Annotated in this window: 22 protein-coding genes; 7 read left to right on the forward strand and 15 right to left on the reverse strand. The window is 40.6% G+C overall.

Annotation, left to right across the window (positions count from 1 at the left end):
- Window positions 1-351: 351 nt before the first annotated feature.
- Window positions 352-1,926, reverse strand: coding sequence for a peptide chain release factor 3 (locus ACQKNS_RS05945; protein ID WP_427641605.1), 1,575 nt, complete (start codon window positions 1,924-1,926; stop codon window positions 352-354).
- Between the two features lie 873 nt (window positions 1,927-2,799).
- Between ACQKNS_RS05945 and ACQKNS_RS05950 the strand changes: the two genes are divergently transcribed.
- The gene (locus tag ACQKNS_RS05950) at window positions 2,800-3,003 is read left to right on the forward strand and encodes a cold-shock protein (RefSeq protein ID WP_061462203.1); all 204 of its coding nucleotides are present in this window, start codon (window positions 2,800-2,802) and stop codon (window positions 3,001-3,003) included.
- Window positions 3,004-3,078: 75 nt separating this feature from the next.
- Here the strand turns inward: ACQKNS_RS05950 and ACQKNS_RS05955 are convergent, their stop codons facing one another.
- The 3 genes from ACQKNS_RS05955 to ACQKNS_RS05965 are packed head-to-tail and all read right to left on the reverse strand — an operon-like array spanning window position 3,079 to window position 6,300.
- Complete coding sequence (locus ACQKNS_RS05955; protein WP_427641606.1) at window positions 3,079-5,046, reverse strand: DUF6449 domain-containing protein; 1,968 nt, start codon at window positions 5,044-5,046, stop codon at window positions 3,079-3,081.
- Window positions 5,021-5,920, reverse strand: a complete 900-nt coding sequence (locus tag ACQKNS_RS05960) for an ABC transporter ATP-binding protein (protein WP_427641607.1) — start codon at window positions 5,918-5,920, stop codon at window positions 5,021-5,023. Before ACQKNS_RS05960 ends, ACQKNS_RS05955 begins: the two co-directional genes overlap by 26 nt.
- A complete protein-coding gene (locus ACQKNS_RS05965; protein ID WP_427641608.1) occupies window positions 5,917-6,300 on the reverse strand; it encodes a GntR family transcriptional regulator in 384 nt (127 codons plus the stop codon). The genes ACQKNS_RS05960 and ACQKNS_RS05965 overlap by 4 nt, the downstream gene beginning before the upstream one ends.
- Before the next feature lie 181 nt (window positions 6,301-6,481).
- On the opposite strand from ACQKNS_RS05965, the gene ACQKNS_RS05970 reads away from it, so the two are divergent.
- Complete coding sequence (locus tag ACQKNS_RS05970; protein ID WP_427641609.1) at window positions 6,482-6,898, forward strand: organic hydroperoxide resistance protein; 417 nt, start codon at window positions 6,482-6,484, stop codon at window positions 6,896-6,898.
- A 51-nt stretch (window positions 6,899-6,949) separates the two neighbouring features.
- Here the strand turns inward: ACQKNS_RS05970 and ACQKNS_RS05975 are convergent, their stop codons facing one another.
- Window positions 6,950-8,266, reverse strand: a complete 1,317-nt coding sequence (locus tag ACQKNS_RS05975; RefSeq protein WP_427641610.1) for an MFS transporter — start codon at window positions 8,264-8,266, stop codon at window positions 6,950-6,952.
- 206 nt (window positions 8,267-8,472) lie between these two features.
- Between ACQKNS_RS05975 and ACQKNS_RS05980 the strand changes: the two genes are divergently transcribed.
- From ACQKNS_RS05980 to yidC, 3 genes are all read left to right on the forward strand, one after another.
- Window positions 8,473-9,294: a glycerophosphodiester phosphodiesterase gene (locus tag ACQKNS_RS05980; protein WP_427641611.1), complete on the forward strand. Its 822-nt coding sequence runs from the start codon at window positions 8,473-8,475 to the stop codon at window positions 9,292-9,294.
- A gap of 395 nt (window positions 9,295-9,689) precedes the next feature.
- Window positions 9,690-9,977: a hypothetical protein gene (locus tag ACQKNS_RS05985; protein WP_427641612.1), complete on the forward strand. Its 288-nt coding sequence runs from the start codon at window positions 9,690-9,692 to the stop codon at window positions 9,975-9,977.
- Window positions 9,978-10,004: 27 nt separating this feature from the next.
- The gene (yidC, locus tag ACQKNS_RS05990; protein WP_427641613.1) at window positions 10,005-10,790 is read left to right on the forward strand and encodes a membrane protein insertase YidC; all 786 of its coding nucleotides are present in this window, start codon (window positions 10,005-10,007) and stop codon (window positions 10,788-10,790) included.
- 95 nt (window positions 10,791-10,885) lie between these two features.
- Here the strand turns inward: yidC and cphA are convergent, their stop codons facing one another.
- Window positions 10,886-13,507, reverse strand: coding sequence for a cyanophycin synthetase (cphA, locus tag ACQKNS_RS05995; protein ID WP_427641614.1), 2,622 nt, complete (start codon window positions 13,505-13,507; stop codon window positions 10,886-10,888).
- The gene (locus ACQKNS_RS06000; RefSeq protein ID WP_427641615.1) at window positions 13,504-14,316 is read right to left on the reverse strand and encodes a cyanophycinase; all 813 of its coding nucleotides are present in this window, start codon (window positions 14,314-14,316) and stop codon (window positions 13,504-13,506) included. The genes cphA and ACQKNS_RS06000 overlap by 4 nt, the downstream gene beginning before the upstream one ends.
- Before the next feature lie 175 nt (window positions 14,317-14,491).
- Here ACQKNS_RS06000 and ACQKNS_RS06005 point away from each other — a divergent pair, with 175 nt between their 5' ends.
- Entirely contained in the window at window positions 14,492-14,914 is a 423-nt protein-coding gene (locus ACQKNS_RS06005; RefSeq protein ID WP_427641616.1) for a pyridoxamine 5'-phosphate oxidase family protein, read from the forward strand.
- 111 nt (window positions 14,915-15,025) lie between these two features.
- On the opposite strand, the gene ACQKNS_RS06010 is transcribed toward ACQKNS_RS06005, so the two are convergent.
- The 8 genes from ACQKNS_RS06010 to ACQKNS_RS06045 form a co-directional block, all read right to left on the reverse strand.
- Complete coding sequence (locus tag ACQKNS_RS06010) at window positions 15,026-16,072, reverse strand: M42 family metallopeptidase (protein WP_427641617.1); 1,047 nt, start codon at window positions 16,070-16,072, stop codon at window positions 15,026-15,028.
- Window positions 16,073-16,164: 92 nt separating this feature from the next.
- Window positions 16,165-16,302 carry a hypothetical protein gene (locus ACQKNS_RS06015; RefSeq protein ID WP_427641618.1) on the reverse strand — a complete coding sequence of 46 codons (138 nt, stop codon included), beginning with the start codon at window positions 16,300-16,302 and terminating at the stop codon, window positions 16,165-16,167.
- Window positions 16,303-16,333: 31 nt separating this feature from the next.
- Window positions 16,334-16,522, reverse strand: a complete 189-nt coding sequence (locus ACQKNS_RS06020) for a hypothetical protein (RefSeq protein WP_427641619.1) — start codon at window positions 16,520-16,522, stop codon at window positions 16,334-16,336.
- Between the two features lie 108 nt (window positions 16,523-16,630).
- Entirely contained in the window at window positions 16,631-18,394 is a 1,764-nt protein-coding gene (gene opp4A, locus ACQKNS_RS06025; protein ID WP_427641620.1) for an oligopeptide ABC transporter substrate-binding protein, read from the reverse strand.
- Window positions 18,395-18,413: 19 nt separating this feature from the next.
- On the reverse strand, window positions 18,414-19,313 hold the full coding sequence (locus ACQKNS_RS06030) for an ABC transporter permease (protein ID WP_427642146.1): 900 nt from the start codon (window positions 19,311-19,313) through the stop codon (window positions 18,414-18,416).
- Between the two features lie 22 nt (window positions 19,314-19,335).
- Window positions 19,336-20,301 (reverse strand): oligopeptide ABC transporter permease, encoded by a 966-nt coding sequence (opp4B, locus tag ACQKNS_RS06035; protein WP_427641621.1) that lies wholly within the window; start codon window positions 20,299-20,301, stop codon window positions 19,336-19,338.
- 15 nt (window positions 20,302-20,316) lie between these two features.
- Window positions 20,317-21,243, reverse strand: coding sequence for an ABC transporter ATP-binding protein (locus tag ACQKNS_RS06040; protein ID WP_053534228.1), 927 nt, complete (start codon window positions 21,241-21,243; stop codon window positions 20,317-20,319).
- A complete protein-coding gene (locus ACQKNS_RS06045) occupies window positions 21,221-22,246 on the reverse strand; it encodes an ABC transporter ATP-binding protein (protein ID WP_427641622.1) in 1,026 nt (341 codons plus the stop codon). Before ACQKNS_RS06045 ends, ACQKNS_RS06040 begins: the two co-directional genes overlap by 23 nt.
- Before the next feature lie 491 nt (window positions 22,247-22,737).
- On the opposite strand from ACQKNS_RS06045, the gene ACQKNS_RS06050 reads away from it, so the two are divergent.
- Entirely contained in the window at window positions 22,738-23,373 is a 636-nt protein-coding gene (locus ACQKNS_RS06050) for a Bax inhibitor-1/YccA family protein (RefSeq protein WP_427641623.1), read from the forward strand.
- Window positions 23,374-23,429: the final 56 nt, after the last annotated feature.

Genomic DNA, 23,429 nt, shown 5'->3' on the forward strand with positions numbered 1-23,429 from the left:
AATATTTTAGTAGATATTGATTTTTCCCAATGATATTTCCCTATAATGACTTTTATGTGATTCGATCATTATCTGGCCTAATTGAAATGCCTTGGTCGTCTCATTGTCCTTCGCCAAATAATGAATAGTTTTTTCTCATACTGATTGTCAGGAGAATGCAGCCTATTTTACCGAAAAAAATGGCCGACTGGACTTGGCGAGGGTCAAATGTGGTCTAATATCGAAGAGGTCAAAGATACTGCGTAACTGCTTCAAGTACAATAAAAATCAAAAGGGTTTCCGAATGAAACCATTCCGAAACCCTTTTTTCTCCAAACTAAAAAGCCCGTGTATACTACACGGGCTTCTCCATTATTTCAAATCCATTGGATTATATAAATCCACGTCAGGATTTTTATCTTGGAACCAACGAAGTGCAAACTCATTTTCAAATAAGAATGCATATTTATCAAACCGGTCTTTAACAAGGATGCTTCTTGAGCTATGAAGGTTTTCATCAAGCTTTTCATCTTCAGCCCAACGTGTAATCTTACTGCCCATGCGCTCCATGACGACTTCAACATTGTACTCGTTCCTCATTCGATGCTCGAATACTTCGAATTGAAGTTGCCCAACCGCACCTAGCAGATATTCTTCCATCCGAACCGTTTTGAAGAGCTGAATTGCACCTTCTTGTACAAGTTGGTTAATTCCTTTATGGAAATGTTTCTGTTTCATGACGTTTTTCGCTGTTACTCTCATGAATAGTTCCGGTGTAAACTGAGGCAGCCGTTCAAACTGGAACATGTTTTTGCTTGTTGTGATCGTATCTCCAATCTGGTAGTTACCGGTATCATATAAACCGATGATATCTCCGCTCACCGCTTCATTTACGGTGTTCCGATCATCAGCCATGAATTGGGTAGAAGAAGACAGGTTAATCGGTTTCCCGGTCCTGCTCAAGTTTACGCTCATTCCGCGCTCGAATTTACCGGAGCAAATACGAAGGAAAGCGATCCGGTCACGGTGTTTTGGATTCATATTCGCTTGAATCTTGAAAATGAAGCCAGAAAAATCATTACTGACAGGGTCCATTTCGCCAGACGTCGTCATCCGTGCTTGTGGAGCGGGTGCAAATTTCAAATAAGCATCCAAAAACGTCTGAACACCGAATGTCGTTAAAGCACTTCCGAAAAATACGGGACTTAGTTTTCCATTTGCAATGTTTTCTTCAGAGAATTGGTTACCCGCTTCCGTCAACAGCATGATTTCTTCCAAAGTTTGCTCATATAGCTGGGAATCCTTAATTTTATGATCCACTTCGAGTTCACCTTCGTCATTCAACGGAAGGAAACGCTCTTCCCCTTCAGTTTTGAACTGTTCAATCCGATTATTGAACCTGTCGTAAATGCCCACGAAGTCTTTTCCCATCCCAATCGGCCAGTTCATTGGATATGTTTCTATACCCAATACCTCTTCAAGTTCGGCAAGCAATTCAAGCGGCGTTTTACCTTGTCGGTCCATTTTATTGATAAAAGTGAAAATCGGTATGCCTCTCATCCGGCATACTTTGAATAATTTAACTGTCTGATCCTCGATACCCTTTGCCGAATCGATAATCATCACGGCACTATCAACAGCCATCAGTGTACGATATGTGTCTTCACTGAAATCTTGGTGGCCAGGTGTATCGAGAATATTGACACGGAAATCATCATAATCGAATTGCATGACTGAAGATGTAACGGAAATTCCCCGTTGTTTTTCTATCTCCATCCAGTCACTTGTTGCATACTTCCCTGTTTTTCTAGCTTTAACTGTTCCGGCATCACGGATCGCGCCGCCAAACAGCAATAATTTTTCTGTCAAAGTCGTTTTCCCGGCATCCGGGTGAGAGATGATTGCGAAGGTCCGTCGGGATTGAACCTCGTCTTTTAATGTAGTCATAAAATGTTCCTTTCATTATTGGATTCATCAAAAAATTTATAAGAGGTTTACTGTATTTTTCACATTGGTATGGCAACCTTTCTTTGTATGCAAAAATCCTGATCCTACACAATATATGTAAGAAAAAATATATCATAAGGCATAAGCCTTGGCTACTCTGCATTCAAGTCAATCAACCTTTCTATTTTAACACGATATGAAGGAAAGATGTAGAGGTGAATGAAACACCATAAGCGGATTTGTTCAGAAGGCAAAACAAAAGACGCTTAATAAGCGCCCCTTATCTTAATCCATATGGTTATCGTTCATTTATTCATGGTTTATCATTTACCTTGCAGTTTTAATCGCTTTTTGATCCCGCTTGTTCTTCCAGCGTTTTTTTACTTCCTTGAATATGATGGGAGCAGCAAGAATGAGGGCCTTTTTTAATAATTTCTTCATTTCATCAGTCCTTTCTTTCTTAAACCTATACCCGATTATTTTCAAGAAAAACTTAATGCCAAATAGTTTTTCCGTTTTCAGCCATAAAGCCTTTTGCTCTTGGACATGGTACTCTCGAGGAAAATCCTGCACGGCAATACCGTTATGCTTCCCCTTTTTAAACCTTCCTAAAATTATTTTCCCCAAACGGGAATGTATAATTTGCTTCCATTTGTTTTATCCTTTATAAAGGTGGGTATATACTAAAAAATTGGAAATTGCTCCAGAGGTTAGTGGATTCATTTTTCCGGTAGGCTTTCACATATTATCAATCATCTTCGTATGATAACTTTAACTTGAATGAGGGTGCTGGATAATGTGTGAAATTGATTTTTCCATCCGGGTAAAATCATCACCATTAATATTTTTTAACTTTTTAGGAGGATTCATCGAATGACAGTAACAGGTAAAGTGAAATGGTTCAATAGTGACAAAGGATTTGGATTCATCGAAGTACCAAACGAAGATGATGTTTTCGTTCATTTTTCCGCCATTCAAGGAGAAGGTTTCAAGAGCCTTGATGAAGGCCAAGAGGTTGAATTTGAGATTGAAGAAGGAAACCGTGGACCTCAAGCTAAAAACGTCGTAAAACTCTAAAGCATAGATACACAAACATAATTGATAGGCAATGCAAAAGGAGGCCGCCCTATTGGGCGCGGCCTCCTTTCCACGTTATCTTTCATTAAAATGATCCAAAATGAAGCCGGGAACATGTTCGCCAGAAAAACTCTTGATATCCACATCTCTGCTTTCTTTATAATAAAAGGCAGCTGAATACTCTCCGCCCCAATCGATTTGAGCATTATCAATGGCCGTCTCGATTTCCAAAGCCGTCTTGATCTTCATGCGATTCGGCTGTCGTTCAATATGCTGTGCAAGTTCACTTTCAGAATTCGAATGATAAATTTTCGAATCAGTCTTCGCAACCAGGATATAAGAGATATCATCAGCCATTAACCGCGCTTTTTTAGATTGCCCGGTACTTTCCATCCATTTTGAAAACTCAGTATATGAAGTGTCCCAATTCATATAAATGGTTTTGTCATTATTCAAGAGAATTTCGATGGAGGCATAATCACCGAATGAAGATGTCATTTGGGCGAACGATTGATTATTCAGATCCTCCGACAATGCCTTTACAGCAGCCTCCAACTGTTGACCGTCCGTGACCGTTATTGATTTGTCCACTTGTCCGCTTGCCGTTATCTTGATTTTAGAAACGTCTTCAGCGGATACATTCAATAACTCATTAACCATTCTTTTATATTCATTCGACTCATAAATTTTCGCCAACAGTGGCATGTATGAGTCGTAATTTTGCAAATGATACTCTCTTGCTAACCGCTTTCCATCCTTGAGTTCATACATCAGAAATACGGTTTGCCCATCATTCACATCACCAATGGATACTTTTTTACCCTTATCGATGATTTCCTGATGCAATAACCTGATCGCTTCTATATTATCCTTCTCTTTAAGATGATTGAAAGCTTCATTCGAGGTGCCATCATCTTCAAAATATAAAGGAGAATCGCCAATATAAATTTGGCTGATCATCTTTTCATCAGGAATCTTGGCCTTATACTGAAGGGGATCTAATTTAATAATGAGTGCCAGCACAATGATAGCCACCATAAATGCTACATAACCTTTCAGGTTGACCCGTATTCGCCAAGTCTTTTGCAGGACGATTTCCCCTAAATAATAACCAAGCAAAGAACCGACGGCATATCCGAAGAAAATCCACCAAGGTTCACCTGTCGTTTCGCTAAAATAAAGCCCTGTAAACAGCATCATGCATAATGTCAGGACGAATTTAAATAATGGCTTAATCTTCGGGTAAACAAATGCCTGCGACACATGCTCCAGCTTTCTCCTCTCATAGAGAAAAAGAGAAGTGATCAGAAATAGAAAGGTCAATATACTATAAATTAATGTATTAATAGAGAAAAAGGTCATCTTTTCCATCTCCGTTGCTGCTAATAAGGGGGAGATGCCATTCATATTGGCACTTAGATAATAATCTGCAGAAAATCCTGCTACCAAAAACTTCACATTGGCTGCGAACAAAACAAACAGCCCCACCGGCAAAGCAAGAAAAATATAGGTCAGCAATCCTTGAAATGCTGATAATCCCGTCACCATTCCAATTAAAACGGCAACAGAAAAGATCAAAGCTTCCAAAATAAATGTAGTCCCCATCCAAGACCATATATCCGTCATAGTATATAGCCTTTCTATATCAATGGCCGAGTGAAATAAAATCAATATTGAACCTGTAAGTAAAATGGGCAAACCCATGAAGCCAATTCCAGTCCCAATCATATGAACGTAGATGCTGCGTCTAGTAATCGGTAAACTATGAATAAAGTCTGAAGCTTGTTTCATTTGCAAGAACCGAAAAAGGAAGATGGCAAGTAATACCGGAATGACGATGACCAGGACAAACTGTATCATCTGCTGAGAGGAAAAAAGGTTTTCGAATTCAACATATTCATTGTTCTCATTCAAGATGATCGCTAACATTTCCAGGGGCAGTGCAAATATGAGGCCTACGAGATACAGGAAACCAATCCAGCCAGTGCTTCTGAAAATATAGATAATCAGTTCACTATTAAACCAGGTTATTCTGGATGACATAACCGATATCCCCCATTTCATAAATGAATATCTCCTCTAGAGTAAGTGGGAGAATATCTAATATTTCTGGCTGAAACTGATTAAAGTGCGATTTAATCATGGATTCTTTACCTTTAACGATGCAAACGATCACGCTGCCGCGTCTTTCCTTGTTAAGAATTTGAATTCCGCGGTATAAACCGTGGGGAATTTTATGTTTAAAGGCAATTTGCACTTTGTGTACATCCGCTTTTAAGTCATTCAAATCCTTTTGGATAACGAGTTCACCCTTGTGCAAAATCCCTACATGATCGGCTAAATCTTCAATTTCCCGGAGATTATGGGACGATAGTAAAATCGTCATATCCCTTTCCGATACATCCTGAATCAACAACTGTCTCACATTCTTACGCATGACCGGATCTAATCCATCAAACGGTTCATCCAGGATGAGAACTTCCGGCATCGTCGAGAGTGCGAGCCAAAAAGCAACCTGTCTTTGCATCCCCTTGGATAGTTTATGTATTTTGGATTGGATGGGGATCTGGAATACTTCCTGTAATTGATAGAAACGTTCTTGATTCCACTCACTATAAATCTGATTATAAAAACCGGCCATTTGCATGATCGTATAGTTAGCCAGGAAATAAGGCATATCAGGAAGGAAGAAACAACGATTTTTCACTTCACGGTTTTCAAACACATATGATCGATCAATAAGAACCTCACCTGCGTCCTGTATCAGATTGCCTGATAGCATTTTTAATAAAGTCGTTTTCCCCGCCCCATTCGAACCTAATAACCCGAATATGGAGCCTTTTTGTATGACCAATGTGACGTTTTTGATTGCTTCTTTTCCCTCATATAATTTACTCACCTGTTTCATCTCAATCATGATTCCCCCCCCTTTGCCAATGGACTGATTTCCTTTATTAATCTATAAATTTCATGTTTATCGATTCCGATATACAGAGCTTCAGCAAGTATCTTTGAAAGCTCGTTTCTGATTTTTTCTTCTTTTAATGAGTTTTTTAAAGCTTTAGGAGGTGCCACGAAATTCCCTTTGCCTGGCACAGCATATATAAACCCGTCGGATTCAAGCTGCTTGTACGCTTTCTGGATCGTATTTGGATTGAGGGTCAATTCCTGGGCCAATATTCGTATGGAGGGGAGCTGATTATGTTCCTGTAAAACTTCATTGATCATTAGTTCCTTAAACTTATCAATCAATTGCTCATAAATCGGCTTTCCACTTTGAACATCCAACTCAAACATCATCAATCCCTCCTAGCAAATGGGTGTATTACATCTCCTAATACAGTCCATTATAAAACAATATCTTCCAATTTAAAACCAATTTCAGACATTACTATCCATAGATTTGCTATCATTTTGTTTAACAAGACTTACAGTAGGGAACTGAAGATAGTAAGAATGAACAAAGGAGTTGTTTTCATTGAAACCATTATATACAGCTACAGTTACCGTACACGGCGGTCGTGAAGGACATGTTAAATCGGAGGACGGGATTCTGGATTTCGATGTGAGGTCACCGAAGGAATTAGGTGGTTCCGGTGAGCACGCGACAAATCCTGAACAGTTATTTGCAGCAGGTTATGCAGCTTGTTTTGACAGTGCCTTGAATCTTGTTCTGCAAAAAGAAAAGAAAAAAGTCGATACTTCCGTGACGGCAAATGTCACGATCGGTAAAGATGAGGAAGACGGCGGTTTTAAATTGGCTGTAAGGTTGGATGTTTCGATCCCCGACCTAAGCAGGGAAGAAGCAGAAGACTTTGCCAAAAAAGCTCACATGACCTGTCCTTATTCAAAAGCGACTCGCGGGAACGTCGATGTCACCTTGATTTTAGTATAAAAATATGCAAAGGAATGGATACGGCATCAAGGCCCGCTCCATTCCTTTTTTCTATTTCACTTCTTCCAATCCCTTCAGCTTCAAAAGAAAGCCCAGACCTATTACTGTCATGATGATCAGTGACCCTAATGCCATCCGGCTCGCCAATGTACCGAGGTCATGGAATACCAACGTGATCGTTCCATATAAAAGCGGACCGATTATGGAAGAAACTTTTCCGGAAAATGCAAAGAGTCCAAAAAATTGCCCCCTCTTATCTACCGGGGTCAATTCAATGATATATGTCCGAGATGTCACCCACATCGAACCTAGAGAAACGCCGAACATACTCCCTGCAACCCAGAACCAAAGAGCCGTTTGTGCGAAGGCCGCTATAAATAAAGCGACCAAAAGCAGAACTCCTACATATGTCACAGCTAGCCGCGGTCCCTTGGACTGTGTGACATATCCAAACAGAAACGATCCGGCAATACTCGATACTGTCGAAACTAAGTAAAGCAAAATGAATCCGCTTGAGGAAAATCCAACAACAGTCTTGGCGTATACGGCCATCATGCCGATAGTGGTCGCAATTGCATCATTTAAAAAGAAATAAGCGATCATGAATGTAAAAACCGATCGATAGGATTGCATCTCTTTAAATGTTGATTTAATTTCCTTATAACCGGATAAAAAAGGTTGTTTCGCTTTTTGCTGTTTTGGAGTCTCTTTTAAAAAAAAGAATAAAGGAAGGGAAAAGATCAGAAATAAAATGGCAGTAGGAATAAAGGCTTCATGTGAACTCCCTTTACTAATGAATGGATAGATCGACAGTCCCACTAACGTTCCAAGATAGCCCACCGCCACTCCAAATCCTGATATAAGCGGCAATTGCTGTTTCGTTCCTAAATCACTCATCATCGTATCATAGAAAACAAGGCTCGAATGATAGAAGAACTTTGCTATCACAAATAAAAGAATGACGATTGCTAAGGAAATTGGAATGCCCAGAAGCTTTCCATCGAACGGAGCCCCACCAAATACCCCCATTAAAAATGTACATACAACAGAAATGAGTGTAAAAATAATAATGTATTTTTTCATTTTTCCTGTTCGATCAATCATGACACCGAACAGCGGCGAAAACAAAACAAGAAACAAACTGGCAATCGCATTAGCGTAGGAGATGAAGGTACTTGCAATCTGATCAAGAACGGCATTTTCCCCGATCTGTTCCTGGAGGAAGAATGGAAAGAAAATCGTATTGATATTAGAAGAAAAAATCGTATTGGCAAAATCGTAAAACGCCCAAGAGAGAATGGGCAGGGAAAAATATAAACCAAAATTCCCCTTCCATTTTTTAGACTTCGGTTTCACCTGCAATTCCATCCGCTTTCCCTCCTTTATAGATGCTTAAATTATATGTATTCCATACCTTTCCAATAAATCCTTTAAGTCTGGATTATAACATTTTGTAAAACATGATTTTTTCCTGCCTAACAGGTAAAATGATGAAATGAGCCGTCCTGCTGACTTCTTCATTTAAGTTTGGGTAAAGGATATTTAAAATAATGTGCCTAAAAGGAGTGTGAAAGATGATTGCATTTTTTCTTATTATCGCTGTAACCATACTTGTCCTTTTCGCTATCTACGCTAAAAGATCAAAGAGTGCTTTCCCAGAAAGCATCATAATGCAGCATTCCCCCCTTAAAATTGGACATCGCGGTGCATCTGGATATTGCCCCGAGAATACAATGGCATCTTATTATAAAGCAATTGAATTGGGAGCTGATTTTCTGGAAGTGGATATCCATCTTAGTAAAGATGATGTACTTGTGGTTCATCATGATCCCACACTGGACCGAACCACAAACGGCAAAGGAAACATCCGTGATTACACGGCTGCCGAATTAAAGGAACTGGATGCAGGAAGCTGGTATCATTCTCGCTATAAAAACGAAAGGATTCCTTTACTGAGTGAGGTATTGGAGAATTTCGGGTCAGAAGTCGGAATCTTAATCGAAATAAAACACCCATCCGCTTATCCTGGGATTGAACAGAAACTTGCAGAAGAATTAGAGAAGTTCCAAGAATATTCAACAAGTAAAAATGGGATAATGGTACATTCTTTCGATATGGAATCCATGAAAAGGTTTCATCAATTAATGCCGGACATACAAGTGGGCGTTTTGATAAAACGGCGAATCAATGACCAAAAATTAAAGGAGATTGCCGAGTTTGCATCATTTTTGAATCCAAAGCAAACGATTTTAAGTACGAAGCTGCAAATGCGAATCCAAGAGCACGGGATGAAAGTATATACATGGACCGTCAACAATAAAAAACAAATGCGCATGTTCAAAAAAATGAAGTTAGATGGCATCATTTCTGATTTTCCTGATTATTTCCTGGATTGAAACTTTGAATGTGTTGCTTATTATGAAATCCACCCCCTTTCAGCATCTAGCCGGATCTTGGCTAGCCCGTTATTCGTTAGGGGTGACGCAATTTTCATCAATCCAGTCAGGATTTCATTTCAAGTCTTCTTTTATAATCATGGTTCGGGATGATACCATTTCGAGCCCCCCTTTTGTCAACAAACTGAACAATCCGTAAGTCAGAAGAGTGACCATACTTTAAAACTGTAAAATATTCCCTGTTTATTTTTTGAAAAAAAACCTATATTTTTTGGCTTTCTTACACTAGAATTTGATATAGTGTTCTTAATGATTTAAACTTATTCCAGTCCCTAAATCATTTTTGGGGCCAACCGAACTAAATTTCCTTATCTTAGAAAAAACGAGGGATTCCTATGTGGGAATTATTATTAGAATTCGATTATCAGACGGTTCGCCATGCGGTATGGGCAGGTTACTTACTTACCTTTGTCTTTCCACTGGCTGCGTTTTACTTCTTAAATAAAAAGCAATCACTCTTGAACGACAAATACCAAGCTTCCGTTCATTCAGATAAAAGTAAATCCCCTATTCAGAAAGGCAGCACTTTTGACTGGCGCGGTGCACAGCGCTTTTTCACATTCATCCGGAAAAAGGATTCACCAGATGATTCCGATGAGCCAAGCCTCCTTCTCGTTGTTTAAACATTAACAATTCGAGGAGGAAATTATATGAAGAAGAAAAACATGTTTCTACTTGCCGTACTATTTTTGGCAACGACCCTCTTGTCAGGTTGCTCAGCAGCTACGAGCGGTCCATTTCATACTGCATTGGTTAACCCGATGACAAAAATGCTGGAATTCAATGCTGATTTATTTAATGGCAACTATGGTTTAAGCATCATCATGATGACATTTTTGATTCGCCTTGTCTTGCTTCCTCTGACTGCCAAGCAATATAAAACGCAGCTTAGCATGAAAACGAAGATGAATGGGCTGAAACCGGAAATGACAGCAATCCAGCAGAAAATCAAAGAGACGAAAGATCCAGCTAAACAAAAGGCCCTTCAACAGGAAATGATGCAGCTTTACCAAAAACATGGAGTCAATCCATTAAACATGGGCTGTCTGCCGCTCTTAATTCAAATGCCGATACTAATGGGCTTTTATTATGCGATTCAAGGTTCCCATGAAATTGCGACACATAGTTTCCTTTGGTACAGCCTTGGCCAGCCGAATATTGCCATGGCGATTATTGCTGGTGTCATTTATTACTTCCAATCGGTCATTTCCATGAGACAAATGCCGGAAGAACAGCAGAAACAAATGAAGCTGATGAGCCTGCTCTCACCAGCAATGATTTTATTCATTTCTTTCTCCGCTCCTGCTGCATTGCCGCTGTATTGGTCGATCGGTGGTATATTCATGATTGTTCAGTCAATCGTGCTTCAGCGAATATATAAAAAAGACCATGCCGCTGTCCCGGCTGTAAATGAAACGGTTATTAAAAAAAGCTAATCCACTTGGATTAGCTTTTCCATATCATTCACTTTCCCTTCACTGAAACTCCTCAAGCTTGCCTTGATGAACAGTGAAGGGATTTTCGCTTTGTTTTATTTCTTCGGCAATGGATTTATTGAAACCTTTTCGAAAAAGCTCTCTACATATTCGAAATCCGTGTAAAAGAACAATAATAGATCACCCGGTTGTGATGTTTCCCAGGCTTTTACGAATGCGTCCAATTCATTAGGTTCGATGAATGTCCGATCTTTATGTAACCCAGCTTCTACGGCAGCTTCCTGAAGCAGCCCGGCTACTTCGAACGGCTCCCTTCCCCGCAAATCATCGTCTTCTTTAATGATGAACAGATCAGAATTCTTGGCCGCCATCTTGGAAAGCCTGATAAGCTCTTCATCAATACGGTCCCCCGGTCCTGCCAAAACAGTGATAAGACGATTTTTGTTATAGGCACTGACCGTTTCGAATATAGCTTTCAATCCTGCTTCATTATGGGCATAGTCGATGATGATCGTGCGTTCTTTCAATTTTTTTAAATTGAAACGTCCTTTGGACAAATTCGTATCAGGCATAAATGTGGCAGCCTTCCTTCTTAGTTCTTCCATTGAAACGCCTTGTGTTTCGGCTGCGGCCAATGCCTGAAGTAAATTTTCGATATTATGACGCGCCATGCCTGAAATCGTAATTGGTATAATGCTGCAATCCATAAATTGCTGAATGCCCCCCTTAGATGAATGACAAATCATGCCTTGTTCATTGACGTACCAAACTTTACACCCCCCATTAATCGCAGCCTTCACGTGAGGCTGGTTAACGTCAGTAGATGTGTAAATGACCTCCCCATCTGTGTAGGCGTTCATGGCAGCTACATTCGGATCATCTGCATTCAGCACACAATAGCCTTTTTTCATTACGACCTCGGCTACCAGCCTCTTTAATTTTATGAGATCATCCAATGTATCGATTCCATCACGGCCGAGGTGATCTTCACTTACATTGGTGATGATCCCCACATCACATTTACGAAATGCCAGACCTTCACGCAGAATTCCGCCCCGGGCCGTTTCCAATACAGCTACATCAACTTCGGGGTGGGCCAATACCATTCTTGCACTGACAGGGCCACTGCAGTCACCTTGATCCAACACCTCATCACCGATAAATACTCCATCGGAATTTGTCATACCCACCTTTGTTTTATCATTAGTAAGAAAATAATGAACCAATCGCGTCGTTGTCGTCTTTCCATTTGTACCGGTCACTGCGATGATCGGTATAGCCGCCTCTTCCCTAGTCGGAAATAAGTAATCGACAATGGCTTTGCCTACATCCCTTTTTTTTCCTTCACTCGGATAATGATGCATCCGGATTCCCGGTGCAGCATTTACTTCGATAATCGCAGTCCTTGAATGCTCGATTGGTTTTGATATATCTTCACAGATAAAATCTATTCCTGCTATATCCAAACCGATCGCTTTCGCGGCAGCAACAGCCATATTTTTAATGGTGGGGTGAACCTGGTCCGTTACATCGATTGCCTTTCCACCAGTCGAAAGATTTGCATTGCCTACAACTTGAACCAATTCCCCTTGATTCGGAATGGTATCGAGCGTTCGATTCGATTTTTCCAAGTAACACGTCACGGTATGTGTCAGTGGAATTTTTGACATCGGCTTTTCATGTCCTTCTCCCCGCAACTCATTACCATTTTCTTTTTCTATCAAACTGCGTATCGTTTCCTTACCGTTTCCAATAACATAGGGAGGTAGCCTCAAACTAGCGGCAATAAGTTCTCCGTTGACTATCAGTAACCGGTAATCATGTCCTTCAATATGCCTCTCGACAATGTACTTCTCCACATGCAACTCCAAACAATTAATTACATTGAATAGTTCATCCTTATTTTTGATATGTGTGATGACCCCCTGCCCCTGTCTCCCATTATACGGTTTAATGACCAGTGGAAAACCTAGCCTGTCCGCCGAAGCAAAGATATCTTCAATGGAATGGGCAACTTCCCCTTCAGGTACAGGGAGGCCACACCCTCTTAATATTGATTTAGTCAAAGATTTGTCACATGAATTCTCAACGGCAATATTCGAAGTTTGGCTAGATATTGTTGCCTGGACATACTTCTGTTTTGTACCGGTTCCTAAACGCAGTAAGCTTTCATCACCCATTCGCTCGACAGGGATATCTTTTGCCTGTGCTGCCTTAAAAATGGCTTCGGTACTTGGCCCCAGTTTATTTTTATAATATAACTGCTCTATTTGTTTTACATATGATTGTACATTTATCATTTTCTCACCATTCAGGATGGCTTCGACGATATCTTTTGCTGCTAAAAATGCCTGAAGACCTGAGTGAGGCTCCTGATAGTCAAAGGTAACATTATAAACACCCTTCTTTTCCATCATAACCGTTTTTCCACGAATGGCTTCGATTCCGGCCAAGTTTTGAAGCTCAATCGTCATATGCTCCAATATATGTCCCATCCATGTTCCTTTTTTCAGCCTTTCGGCGAAGCCGCCTCGATACCCTTTTGAACATGTATGGCTTCCCAAGTTCGGGAGCGCCTTTAACAATTTTTCATTGAACCCAGGTATTGAATCAGATGGTTTCTGTTCAAGTTCCCCTATATCCAATTCAATGGAAATTGTAGGTGTATAAGCAAAATAATTAGGTCCTTTTAAATAACGGACTCGATTGATCATCATTGTTGGATCCCCTTTTTCATCAACAATTTCCTGGTAAGCAGGTCAAAACGGTATCCCCTGGTTAGTGCATGAAGGTTAAATCCAGAAAGAGTCAACTCTTCACTGCCATTATCAGAGGATGTGATATTGATATAATCACTGGTGCTGCCATCAAGAACCAATACTTGATGTTGGCCAACTACTTCAAACTGACCGTCTTTAACTAAAATTGCTGTATTTTCATCAATGCCAATACCCATGATTTCTTTATTCCCTGCTATCGCACTTAACAGCCTGTCAAAGCGGCCACGCTGGGAAAAATGTTGATCGATTATCAGGCCATCAAGGAAGCCGAAGCCTACCCCAATATCAACCTTTAATTTATTGTCATTCAGCATCGTATCAGCAGCGACAATCATGTACTTACCTAAAATCGAAGCACCAGCACTTGTCCCTGCTATCACCATTCCCTTATGCCAGGCTTTAGAAAGGGCATCGTGGAACTTGGTTTTTCCAATCAGTTCAGACAATCGGCTTTGGTTTCCCCCTGAAATAAAGATAGCTGAAAAAGATGGCAGCTGTTCACAAATTGCTGGATCGTCTGCATCCTGCCTTGAATCCAGCTTGATCACTTCCACCCTGTTCACGCCTAAATTCCTGAAGATCTTGATATATTCTGCACTCACTTCCTCAGGAATTTCACTTGCTGTAGGCAATATTCCTATTCCGCCGTCGTTATGGGTTGCAAGCTCGACAAATTTATTTAATACTTCACCTTCAAGGCACTTATCCTCTGCCCCGCCAATGATAAGTAATTCACCACAATTCATTCATCATACTCACCTTTACAAATGGATTAACATCATGAAAACAGAACACATAATGACTAGTATGGCAACTTCTTTCAGTTTTCATACATAAAAATGGCAAACTGCATGATTTTGTTTATCTTAATGGAAAAAGAGGAAAAGTAATAAAGTAAAAAATTAAAAGGAGTGTGCAAAAATGAGCCAAAACCAATTAAAAGAAAAAGTATTGAACATCATTCGTGATCATAAAATAGGAGTTTTATCTACAGTTGAAAACAATAAACCACATTCACGCTATATGACATTTTTTAACGATGAATTAACTTTATACACACCAACGAGTGGAAAGACGGAAAAAATTGATGAAATTGAAAAGAATCCTAATGTTCATATTCTGATCGGCTATGATAATGAAGGATTAGGTGACTCCTATCTGGAAATCTCAGGTACCTCGAAAATAAACGATTCACAGGAACTGAAGGATGAATTATGGAATGAATCATTTGAAGATTGGTTCGAAGGTCCGAAAGATCCCAATTATTTAATTCTTCAAATTAAACCGGAAAGCATTCGGTTGATGAACAACAATGGTGAACCTCCACAAGAATTATCATTATAAATCCATTAGTATTTGTCACCCACGAGTTAAGGGAACAAACTCACGAGTATTATAAAAATAAACACCAGTAAAAGCCCGCACTCATATGATGAGTGCGGGCTTTCTTCACGATTAAACCAACTCTGATTGGATATAATGTAAAATCAGATTGGCTGTATGCATTAATGAAGATACATGCGTCCGCTCGAAGGCATGTGAAGCATCAATCCCCGGTCCGATCAGACCATGTACGACATCATAGCCTGCCCGTATCGCAGCGGAAGCGTCAGAACCATAATATGGATAAATATCAACGCGGTAATCGACAGCATTTGCTTTGGCAAGGGCGACTAGATGCTGCCGTAATTTATAATGATAAGGACCCGAGGAGTCTTTTGCGCAAATGGAAACGCTGAATTCATCCGTCGATTGTCCATCACCGATCGCCCCCATATCGACAGCTAGATATTCGACCGTTTTCTCAGGGATATTGGAATTGCCGCCATAGCCGATTTCTTCATTGTTTGAAATCAGGAAATGGGTCGTATATGCCAATTTTATCTTTCCTGCGGAAATGAGGTCAATGATATGAAGCAGGATGCCCACGCTAGCTTTATCATCCAAATGCCTTGATTTCAAAAAGCCTGTATCCGTAACTTCCACTCTCGGTTCAAAGGAGACAAAATCTCCAACAGAAATGCCAATGGCCTCGGTTTCCGCTTTAGTTTTTACGACAGCATCTATCCGGACCTCAATTGTCTCATCATCACGCTTGGCATCCCCGGCATTTTTATATACGTGGACAGAGGTCTGATTGATTAAAATGGTCCCGGTGATAATCGCTCCGTCACCTGTATGGATTTTACAATACTCCCCTTCCACTGAGTTCCAGCGAAAACCGCCGATCATCGTCAATTTAAGACGGCCATTTGCCTTGATTTCCTTTACCATGGCTCCCAGGGTATCGACATGGGCAGTCAGCAAACGATGTTTGCCATCATCTTCCCCTTTTAATGTAGCAAGCAATGCCCCTTTATTCGTGATCTTGTAAGGAACCTTCCTTTGCTCCATGAAACCGGCCGCGTAGCTAATGGCTTGATCTGTATAGCCGGAGGGGCTGGGTATGGACACCAATTCTTTTATGTAAGAAACGATTTCTTCTTCTTCGATCACACTCATGTACATCTCTCCTTTCCTTTTTGTTCATTATATCTTTTCATGGCAACTTTTAACATATTAAAAGACCGCCAAATGGCGGTCCTTTAATTGATTTAACCCAACTGGGCCAGAACAGGCAAGATGGCCATAACTAATGTTGAAATGCCATATAACGCCAAATTCTCCATATTAACTTTTCTTCTCCACTTATCGCGCCATACTTTGTATCTGCCCATATCTTCATTCCTCATAGAAAGACCTCCTACATGATGAAAGTTCAACTTACTTCAACTGTCTTTGTTTGTTGGACATTTCCTTCATATATTCCAAGAAGGCAATTCTCTTCTCGTCTGGATAGGCTACAATGTCAGCAATGATTTCCTCTTCAAGAGGTTTCAGTAACCGGCCAACCGATTCAGTAAACAATATTTCTAACTCTCTCTTTGTTTCATTAGGATTTCTCTCTTCCATCCATATCACCCTTCCAATTACTTACTATTATCTATATAACCTTTATCCACTTCATTGAAACGTAAAAAAATCGGCTGCCTTTAAAGGCAGCCGATAGTCATCAATCAATTATTTCGTTACCCCCACATTATGCCACTGATATTGGCGGCCTGCGAGATAATCATAACCCGTAACTCTTTCATTCACTCCTGCCAATTGATAGCGGAATAATGTCGGAATGACCGGAACCTCTTCATGGATCAATTCTTGCCACTCATTATACGTATCGATCCGATATTGATCATCAAAGGCTTCCTCTGAAATCCCTTTAGCAAGAAGCTCATCATTTTTTTCATTTACCCAGCGGGTATAGTTAAATTCCGCAGATCTAGCCCATAGACCAGATGGATCCGGATCGGAAGCGACTCCCCATGCAGCTGAATAAACATCAACTTGATCATTATCCTTTTTCAATAGGTCATAGAAGGAATTGAACTCATGCAGCCTACCATCCTGCAATTCAACGTCCAAACCTACTTGTTCCCATTGTTGGATATAATACCTTGCAAGAGGCTCGGAAACATCGGAACCGCTCATGGACGCAAAATTGATCTTGAACTCTTTTCCATCTGCATCTTCACGAATGCCATCCTTGTTCGTATCTACAAATCCTGCTTCATCCAAAAGTTTTTTTGCTTTTTCAGGATTGTATTCATAAGGTTTTACATCTTTATTATTATATTTAAAGTTCGGTGTAATGACAGAGTTGGCAGGGAAGCGAAGGCCCTTGTACATCTTTTCGCCAACTTCTTCATTATTGATGGCATATGCCATCGCCTGACGAAGGCGTTTGTCTCCGAATTTAGGATTCTCATCCATAATATTTTCTTCTTTTTCTTTATCATAGTAGCCGAAATTGAAACCAATATAGGAATAAGCCAATTCAACTTTCCCCAATAATTCGACATTATCCAATTCCTTGGCCTGATCATATTGCTCAGCCAAGACCTCCGCTACATCGAGGTCACCATTCTCAAGTGACTTGACGACGACGGACGGATTCACGACTTTTAATGTGATACTGTCCAATTTAGGTTCACCGCGGTAATAATCTTTATTCGCTTCAAATTCGACGGCTTCCCCTTGAACGATTTTCTTCACTTTGAATGGTCCAAAACCAATCGGGTTTTTACGGATTTTATCCGAAGATTCCAACTCTGCAATCGGAACATCTTTTAAGTATTCTTTATGTAGCGGGTATGTCCATAATCCAGTCGTGACGGAAGGATTCGCTTTTTTGAATGTGAAAGTGATTTTCTTGCCGTCGGCTTTAATGCCTGAAATCTTATCGGCTTTCCCTTCATGATACTCTTCCATACCCTCGATTAAAGCCATTTGTTCATCATAGCGTACACCTTTGTAATCTTTGCTTCCCATGACAAGATATGCATACTCTAAATCGGCACCTAGCACTGGTTTTCCGTCTTGCCAATTTACATTATCCTTAATCGTCAGTGTAACCGTTTTATGATCGTCTGAAATCTCATAAGAGGCGGCACCTTCATTCGTATATACATAGTTTTCATCTGTATCCAGTAAATCTTCATCAAAGAATGTGATAACTTGATTATCTGGTTCGCCTTGATAGAACACTTTGTTTAATATCCCTTCAAACGGAGTATCGGATACCAAACCATATGTCAAATGGCCGCCTTTAATCGGCTCCCCTTGATTTGTCGTCTTTGTCGGGAATTTAGAGGTATCGACCTGTTCGACATCCTTCCCTTTTTTCTCTTTCGTTGACGATTTCTCCGTATCATTCGAACATGCAGCAAGCAGTAGAGACGAAATGGCCAATGCACTTAATACCTTACTGTAGCTTTTGATTTTCATATCCTACACTCCCCTTTTTTTATCCTCTTCTTTGTCTTGCATCGGCGGCGCGTTTTAACGCTTGACCAACGAAATTTATACTCAGCATCAACACAAGAATCATGAGTGATGCGGGTACCCATATCCACCACTTGTTTTCCAGAACATCTGGATTTCGAGCATAACTGATGAGCGTCCCTAAACTCGGTGTGCTCTCCGGAAGACCGAACCCTAAGAAAGTCAAACTGGATTCTAAGCCTATATTGCCTGCAAGGTTCAAAATGAAGTTGACGATGATCAATGAACTGACATTGGGCAGAAGATGAAACAGGATGATTTTCCAATGTGGTGTCCCCAGTGTCTGTGAGGCGTGGATATAATCCAGCTCACGCTCAGACAAAGCCTTTGAACGAATCAGCCGTGCCTTTCCTGTCCATAAAAACATCGTCATGATTAAAATGAAAACATATACATTGAAGATCGGCACAATCGTCACTACAACGATGATGAACATCATTTGCGGCAAGGCAATCACGAAATCGATAATACGCATGATGACATTATCGGTTGCCCCGCCGAAGTAGCCTGCCAGAAGCCCTAATGATAAACCGATGATAGCCGTGAATAATGTAATGAATAAACTGATCGTGAATGAATTTCTGGTACCTATTATCAGTTGGCCGAATACATCCCGGCCACCATAATCGGTTCCAAGCCAATAGTCTGAAGATGGCTCCAAATAGATGGAGAGAAAATCGACCTTGGCTATTTCCTTGGCGTCCATGAAAAACGACGCACCGTAAACAAAAAGCAATATGGATGCTAATAAAATCAATGAGCCCATGGCAAGTTTATCCTTTTTGATTTCCTGCCAGATGATCTTGATTCCTGATGGACTCACATCGTTAACTTGTATGTTCTTTCCGGTTTCGACTTTCATTTCCATACGACTCACCCCGCTCCTATTCTATCCGTATGCGCGGATCGACCGCACTAAGTATGATGTCCGAAAGAAGGGTGCCCAGCAGAGTGGCAAAACCCGTCATCATGACGATGGCCGTGACAACGCTGAAATCTCGCAGACTGACTGAACTAAGGAAAAGCTGCCCAAGTCCCGGATAACTGAAAATGGTCTCGATTATGACCGCGCCGCCGATCAATCCAGTAATTTCATAACCTAAGAATGCTGCTATCGGCAAAAAGGAATTTCTCAGGATATGCCGTGAATATACTTTTGATTCAGGCACTCCCTTCGAACGCGCTGTCCTTACGAAATCCTTGATTTTATTATCGATGATTTCATTTCGCAAATATTGGATCGTACTTGTTGTGGCAATTAAAGCTGTGCTTAAAGCAGGTAAAATCAAATGATTGATCTTGCTTACAACATAGGCGAATGTTCCTTCATCCACTTTTGAATCGACACTGCCCCCAGACGGGAACCAATCCAGGGCAAATCCGAAAACGAATAACATGATTAAAGCAAAAATGAAAATCGGCGTGCCAAACCCTAAATAGCTATATCCCGTAACGGTTTTATCCACCCAGGTATCGTTATACCTTCCGCTAAGTATGCCTAGTGGAATAGCAAGCATATATGTAAAGATCAGAGTGACCAACGCCAGGAACACCGTGTTCCAAAGCCTGTCTTCGATCACATCCATAACGGGCGTCTTATGTGTATAGGAAATACCGAAATCCCCCTGTACTGCATTGGATGCCCACCTTAAATATTGTTGGTACCAAGGGTCATTCAAACCCAGTTCTTCCCTGATCCTTTCAAGCTCGGCTGGATTGGCCCTAGGATTGATTTCCTGGCCTGACAGTGCATCTCCCGGCATTGCTTTTGCCATCATGAAAACGATGATGCTCAATAAAAAGAGCTGCGGGATCATTACTAATAATCGTCTTAGGATAAACTTCCACATATTCCTTCCACCTCCTTATTGTAATGCGACTCTATGTGTCGATGAGATTGGCTTCAGATCGTAAGCACGTCCATTCTCATCGAAATATTTTGAGTAAGTAGACTCATATTCTGAGGTGAGTTTTTTTCTAAGCTGCACTTTATCTTCGCGAACTTCCGGCTCTAAATCCGGAATGGCGGCAATCAGGCGCTTCGTGTATATATGCTGGGGATTTTCATAGATTTCCTCGCTTTTGCCTTCCTCTACCAATCTACCGCGATACATAACACCCATCCGGTCACACATATGCCGGATTACGCCTAAATCATGCCCGACAAATAAATAAGTCAAATTGAACTCTTGTTGGAGATCCTGAAGAAAATTCAATACCTGTGCCTGAACGGAAACATCCAATGCTGACACCGGTTCATCCGCAATGATCAGTTTAGGTTTCAATGTCAATGATCGGGCAATCCCAATCCGCTGCCGCTGGCCCCCTGAAAATTCATGAGGATACTTGTGAATCGATTCGGGACTCAGTCCGACTTTGTCCAAGAAATCCTGTACGATTTTCTTTTCCTCTGAAGGGGATAACCGTTCGAAGTTCCTCAGCGGTTCGGCAATGATGTCCAGTACCCTCTTCTTCGGATTCAATGATGAATACGGATCTTGGAAAATCATTTGGATATCTTTTCTGAATGGTTTAATTTCTCTTCTACTTAAGGATGCTAAATCCCTGCCTTCAAACAGGATTTGTCCGGATGTCACCTCATTCAGTTTGACCACTGCCTTGCCTGTCGTGGACTTGCCGCTTCCGGATTCACCGACCAAACCATATGTTTCCCCTTGCTGCAACTCAAAGGAAACACCGTCCACGGCCTTTACGTGATCGACCACCCTTCGAAAAAAACCTCCCCTTATCGGAAAATGCACTTTGAGATTATCTAATTTGAGTAAAGTCATTGGCCGATGCATCTCCTTCAACTTGAAAATAAAATTCTTTATGGCAGGTACAGCGCACAAAATGGTCGTTGCCCACATCGTGAAGCCCGGGTGTCTCTTCATGCGCATGTTTAGGTATCCAAGGAATCCTATCCTGGAAGCGACATCCTGTCCGATCCATTTTCGCTATCGATGGAACGATTCCTTCGATAACGTGCAAACGATTTTTCTCGTTTGCAGCAGAAGGAATCGAATTTAATAACGACCTCGTATATGGATGCAGCGGATTGTTGAATATTTCTTTAACACTTCCCGTTTCCACCACCTGACCTGCATACATGACAACGATCCTGTCTGCAACCTCTGCTACGACGCTCAGATCATGTGTAATTAAGATGATCCCCATCTTTGTCCTGCTCTGGATATCTTTCAGCAGATCAAGTATTTGCGCTTGAATCGTAACATCCAATGCCGTCGTGGGTTCATCGGCGATGACCAATGCAGGGTTGCAGGCAATGGCAATCGAGATCATTGCCCTTTGGCGCATTCCGCCCGAGAGCTCATGGGGATATTGCTTGTACGTCCGTTCAGGGTATGGAATTCCCACTTGTGTCAAAAGTTCGATCGTTCTGTTCTTTTTCTCGGCACTGGAGAGTTCAGTATGGTAATCAAGATTCTCCTCGATCTGTTTTCCGATGGTCATGAGCGGGTTCAAAGCCGTCAAAGGTTCCTGGAATATCATACCCAATTCCTTACCACGGACTTTATTCATTTGTACATCATTCAACTTTAGTAGATTTTGGCCTTTATAATTGATGTTTCCTTCGGATTTCGTTCTCTGCTTATTATGTAATTGAATGATGGATAAGGCCAATGCACTCTTTCCACAACCGGATTCTCCAACAACTGCTACAATTTCATTTTCATTCACCGTAAACGAAACATCATCCACCGCTGCATGATATTTGTTGCCGATTCGAAATGAGGTAGTTAGGTTCTCTATTTGCAAAATAGCTTTCTTCATCCTTGCTCCCCCTAAACTATTTTATCGGGAAAATAATTAATCTTCTGATAATTATTTAAAATTTTAATCAATTTTTTACAATTATACAATAGTTTTTATAGAAAATAATCACATTTTTTTCATATTTTATAACTTTAGGAATAATTTTCTGCAATAAAAAATCGTTTCCTTTATAACGGTTATACAGTAAAGTTTTGAAGTCCGATTAAATGTAAAGAACCAATAATTTTATATTTATTATTCCAAGATAACTATTTTACTGTTCATAACTATTTATTGACCTTGTCGTTTTTCATCCCGTAGAATGATTCCGATTTAATTTTTTGATATTTCAGAAAAGTTAGTACATTTGTAAGAATATCATAAAACAGGTAATTATTTCATATATATTTCACTACTTTTAAAAAACACTTTATTTTCATTAAATACCATGAAACCTTTTTAAAACAGATTCGTAGAAAACGGTAGAAAATAAATGATGGGGTGATTGAATGTATTCACAAACTGTACAAACATATATGCCGTCCGTCATGCGGACGTTCGCTTTGTCACTTGCCGTTTCCGTCTTAGGGATGGTTCTCGGCACTCTTGTACCGCCATCCTTGTTTCTTCCCTTAGCGATACTTGAGATCGTGATGTTGATTGGAGCATTCATATTGCGGAGGAAAAAAGCCATCGGTTATACATTTTTGTATAGTTTCACATTGATTTCAGGAATTACGACATATCCGATCATTGCACACTACCTGGCCGCTGCAGGGGCAAATGTGGTGATCCTGGCAGGTGTTACGACGACAGTCGTATTTGGTGGACTGGCGGTTTATGCCACAACCACCAAAAGGGACCTTTCTTTCTTGGGAGGAATGTTATTTGCGGCCTTGCTTGCTTTAGTGGTCATTGGCATTTTCAACATTTTCTCTCCATTAAGCTCAACAGCCATGCTGGTCTTTTCGTTTATTGGGATTTTAGTTTTCAGTGGTTATATTTTATATGATTTCAATCGAATGAAGCATTACGGGGTAACAGCCGAAGAAGTACCTCTCATGGCCTTGAATCTATATCTGGATTTCATTAACCTATTCATTAACATCTTGCGCTTCTTTGGTATTTTAGCAAGCGATGACTGAAAAGCGGATTTGATCAACCCTAACAAGGTAACATGAAAAAGACGCTTGGGCTTATC

Origin of the sequence: Peribacillus sp. NPDC094092 (genome assembly GCF_050279365.1) — a bacterium.
GTDB lineage: Bacteria > Bacillota > Bacilli > Bacillales > DSM-1321 > Peribacillus.

Coding starts and splice junctions, on each gene's coding strand:
- opp4B (WP_427641621.1), bottom strand. CDS start 20,301: ATGTGGAAGTTTATCCTAAGACGATTATTAGTAATGATCCCGCAGCTC.
- ACQKNS_RS06005 (WP_427641616.1), top strand. CDS start 14,492: ATGAGCCAAAACCAATTAAAAGAAAAAGTATTGAACATCATTCGTGAT.
- yidC (WP_427641613.1), top strand. CDS start 10,005: ATGAAGAAGAAAAACATGTTTCTACTTGCCGTACTATTTTTGGCAACG.
- ACQKNS_RS05960 (WP_427641607.1), bottom strand. CDS start 5,920: ATGATTGAGATGAAACAGGTGAGTAAATTATATGAGGGAAAAGAAGCA.
- ACQKNS_RS05955 (WP_427641606.1), bottom strand. CDS start 5,046: ATGTCATCCAGAATAACCTGGTTTAATAGTGAACTGATTATCTATATT.
- ACQKNS_RS06020 (WP_427641619.1), bottom strand. CDS start 16,522: ATGGAAGAGAGAAATCCTAATGAAACAAAGAGAGAGTTAGAAATATTG.
- cphA (WP_427641614.1), bottom strand. CDS start 13,507: ATGATGATCAATCGAGTCCGTTATTTAAAAGGACCTAATTATTTTGCT.
- ACQKNS_RS06030 (WP_427642146.1), bottom strand. CDS start 19,313: ATGAAAGTCGAAACCGGAAAGAACATACAAGTTAACGATGTGAGTCCA.
- ACQKNS_RS05985 (WP_427641612.1), top strand. CDS start 9,690: ATGTGGGAATTATTATTAGAATTCGATTATCAGACGGTTCGCCATGCG.
- ACQKNS_RS05975 (WP_427641610.1), bottom strand. CDS start 8,266: ATGGAATTGCAGGTGAAACCGAAGTCTAAAAAATGGAAGGGGAATTTT.
- ACQKNS_RS05950 (WP_061462203.1), top strand. CDS start 2,800: ATGACAGTAACAGGTAAAGTGAAATGGTTCAATAGTGACAAAGGATTT.
- ACQKNS_RS06050 (WP_427641623.1), top strand. CDS start 22,738: ATGTATTCACAAACTGTACAAACATATATGCCGTCCGTCATGCGGACG.
- ACQKNS_RS05945 (WP_427641605.1), bottom strand. CDS start 1,926: ATGACTACATTAAAAGACGAGGTTCAATCCCGACGGACCTTCGCAATC.
- ACQKNS_RS06015 (WP_427641618.1), bottom strand. CDS start 16,302: ATGAGGAATGAAGATATGGGCAGATACAAAGTATGGCGCGATAAGTGG.
- ACQKNS_RS06000 (WP_427641615.1), bottom strand. CDS start 14,316: ATGAATTGTGGTGAATTACTTATCATTGGCGGGGCAGAGGATAAGTGC.
- opp4A (WP_427641620.1), bottom strand. CDS start 18,394: ATGAAAATCAAAAGCTACAGTAAGGTATTAAGTGCATTGGCCATTTCG.
- ACQKNS_RS06045 (WP_427641622.1), bottom strand. CDS start 22,246: ATGAAGAAAGCTATTTTGCAAATAGAGAACCTAACTACCTCATTTCGA.
- ACQKNS_RS06010 (WP_427641617.1), bottom strand. CDS start 16,072: ATGAGTGTGATCGAAGAAGAAGAAATCGTTTCTTACATAAAAGAATTG.
- ACQKNS_RS05980 (WP_427641611.1), top strand. CDS start 8,473: ATGATTGCATTTTTTCTTATTATCGCTGTAACCATACTTGTCCTTTTC.
- ACQKNS_RS05965 (WP_427641608.1), bottom strand. CDS start 6,300: ATGTTTGAGTTGGATGTTCAAAGTGGAAAGCCGATTTATGAGCAATTG.
- ACQKNS_RS06040 (WP_053534228.1), bottom strand. CDS start 21,243: ATGACTTTACTCAAATTAGATAATCTCAAAGTGCATTTTCCGATAAGG.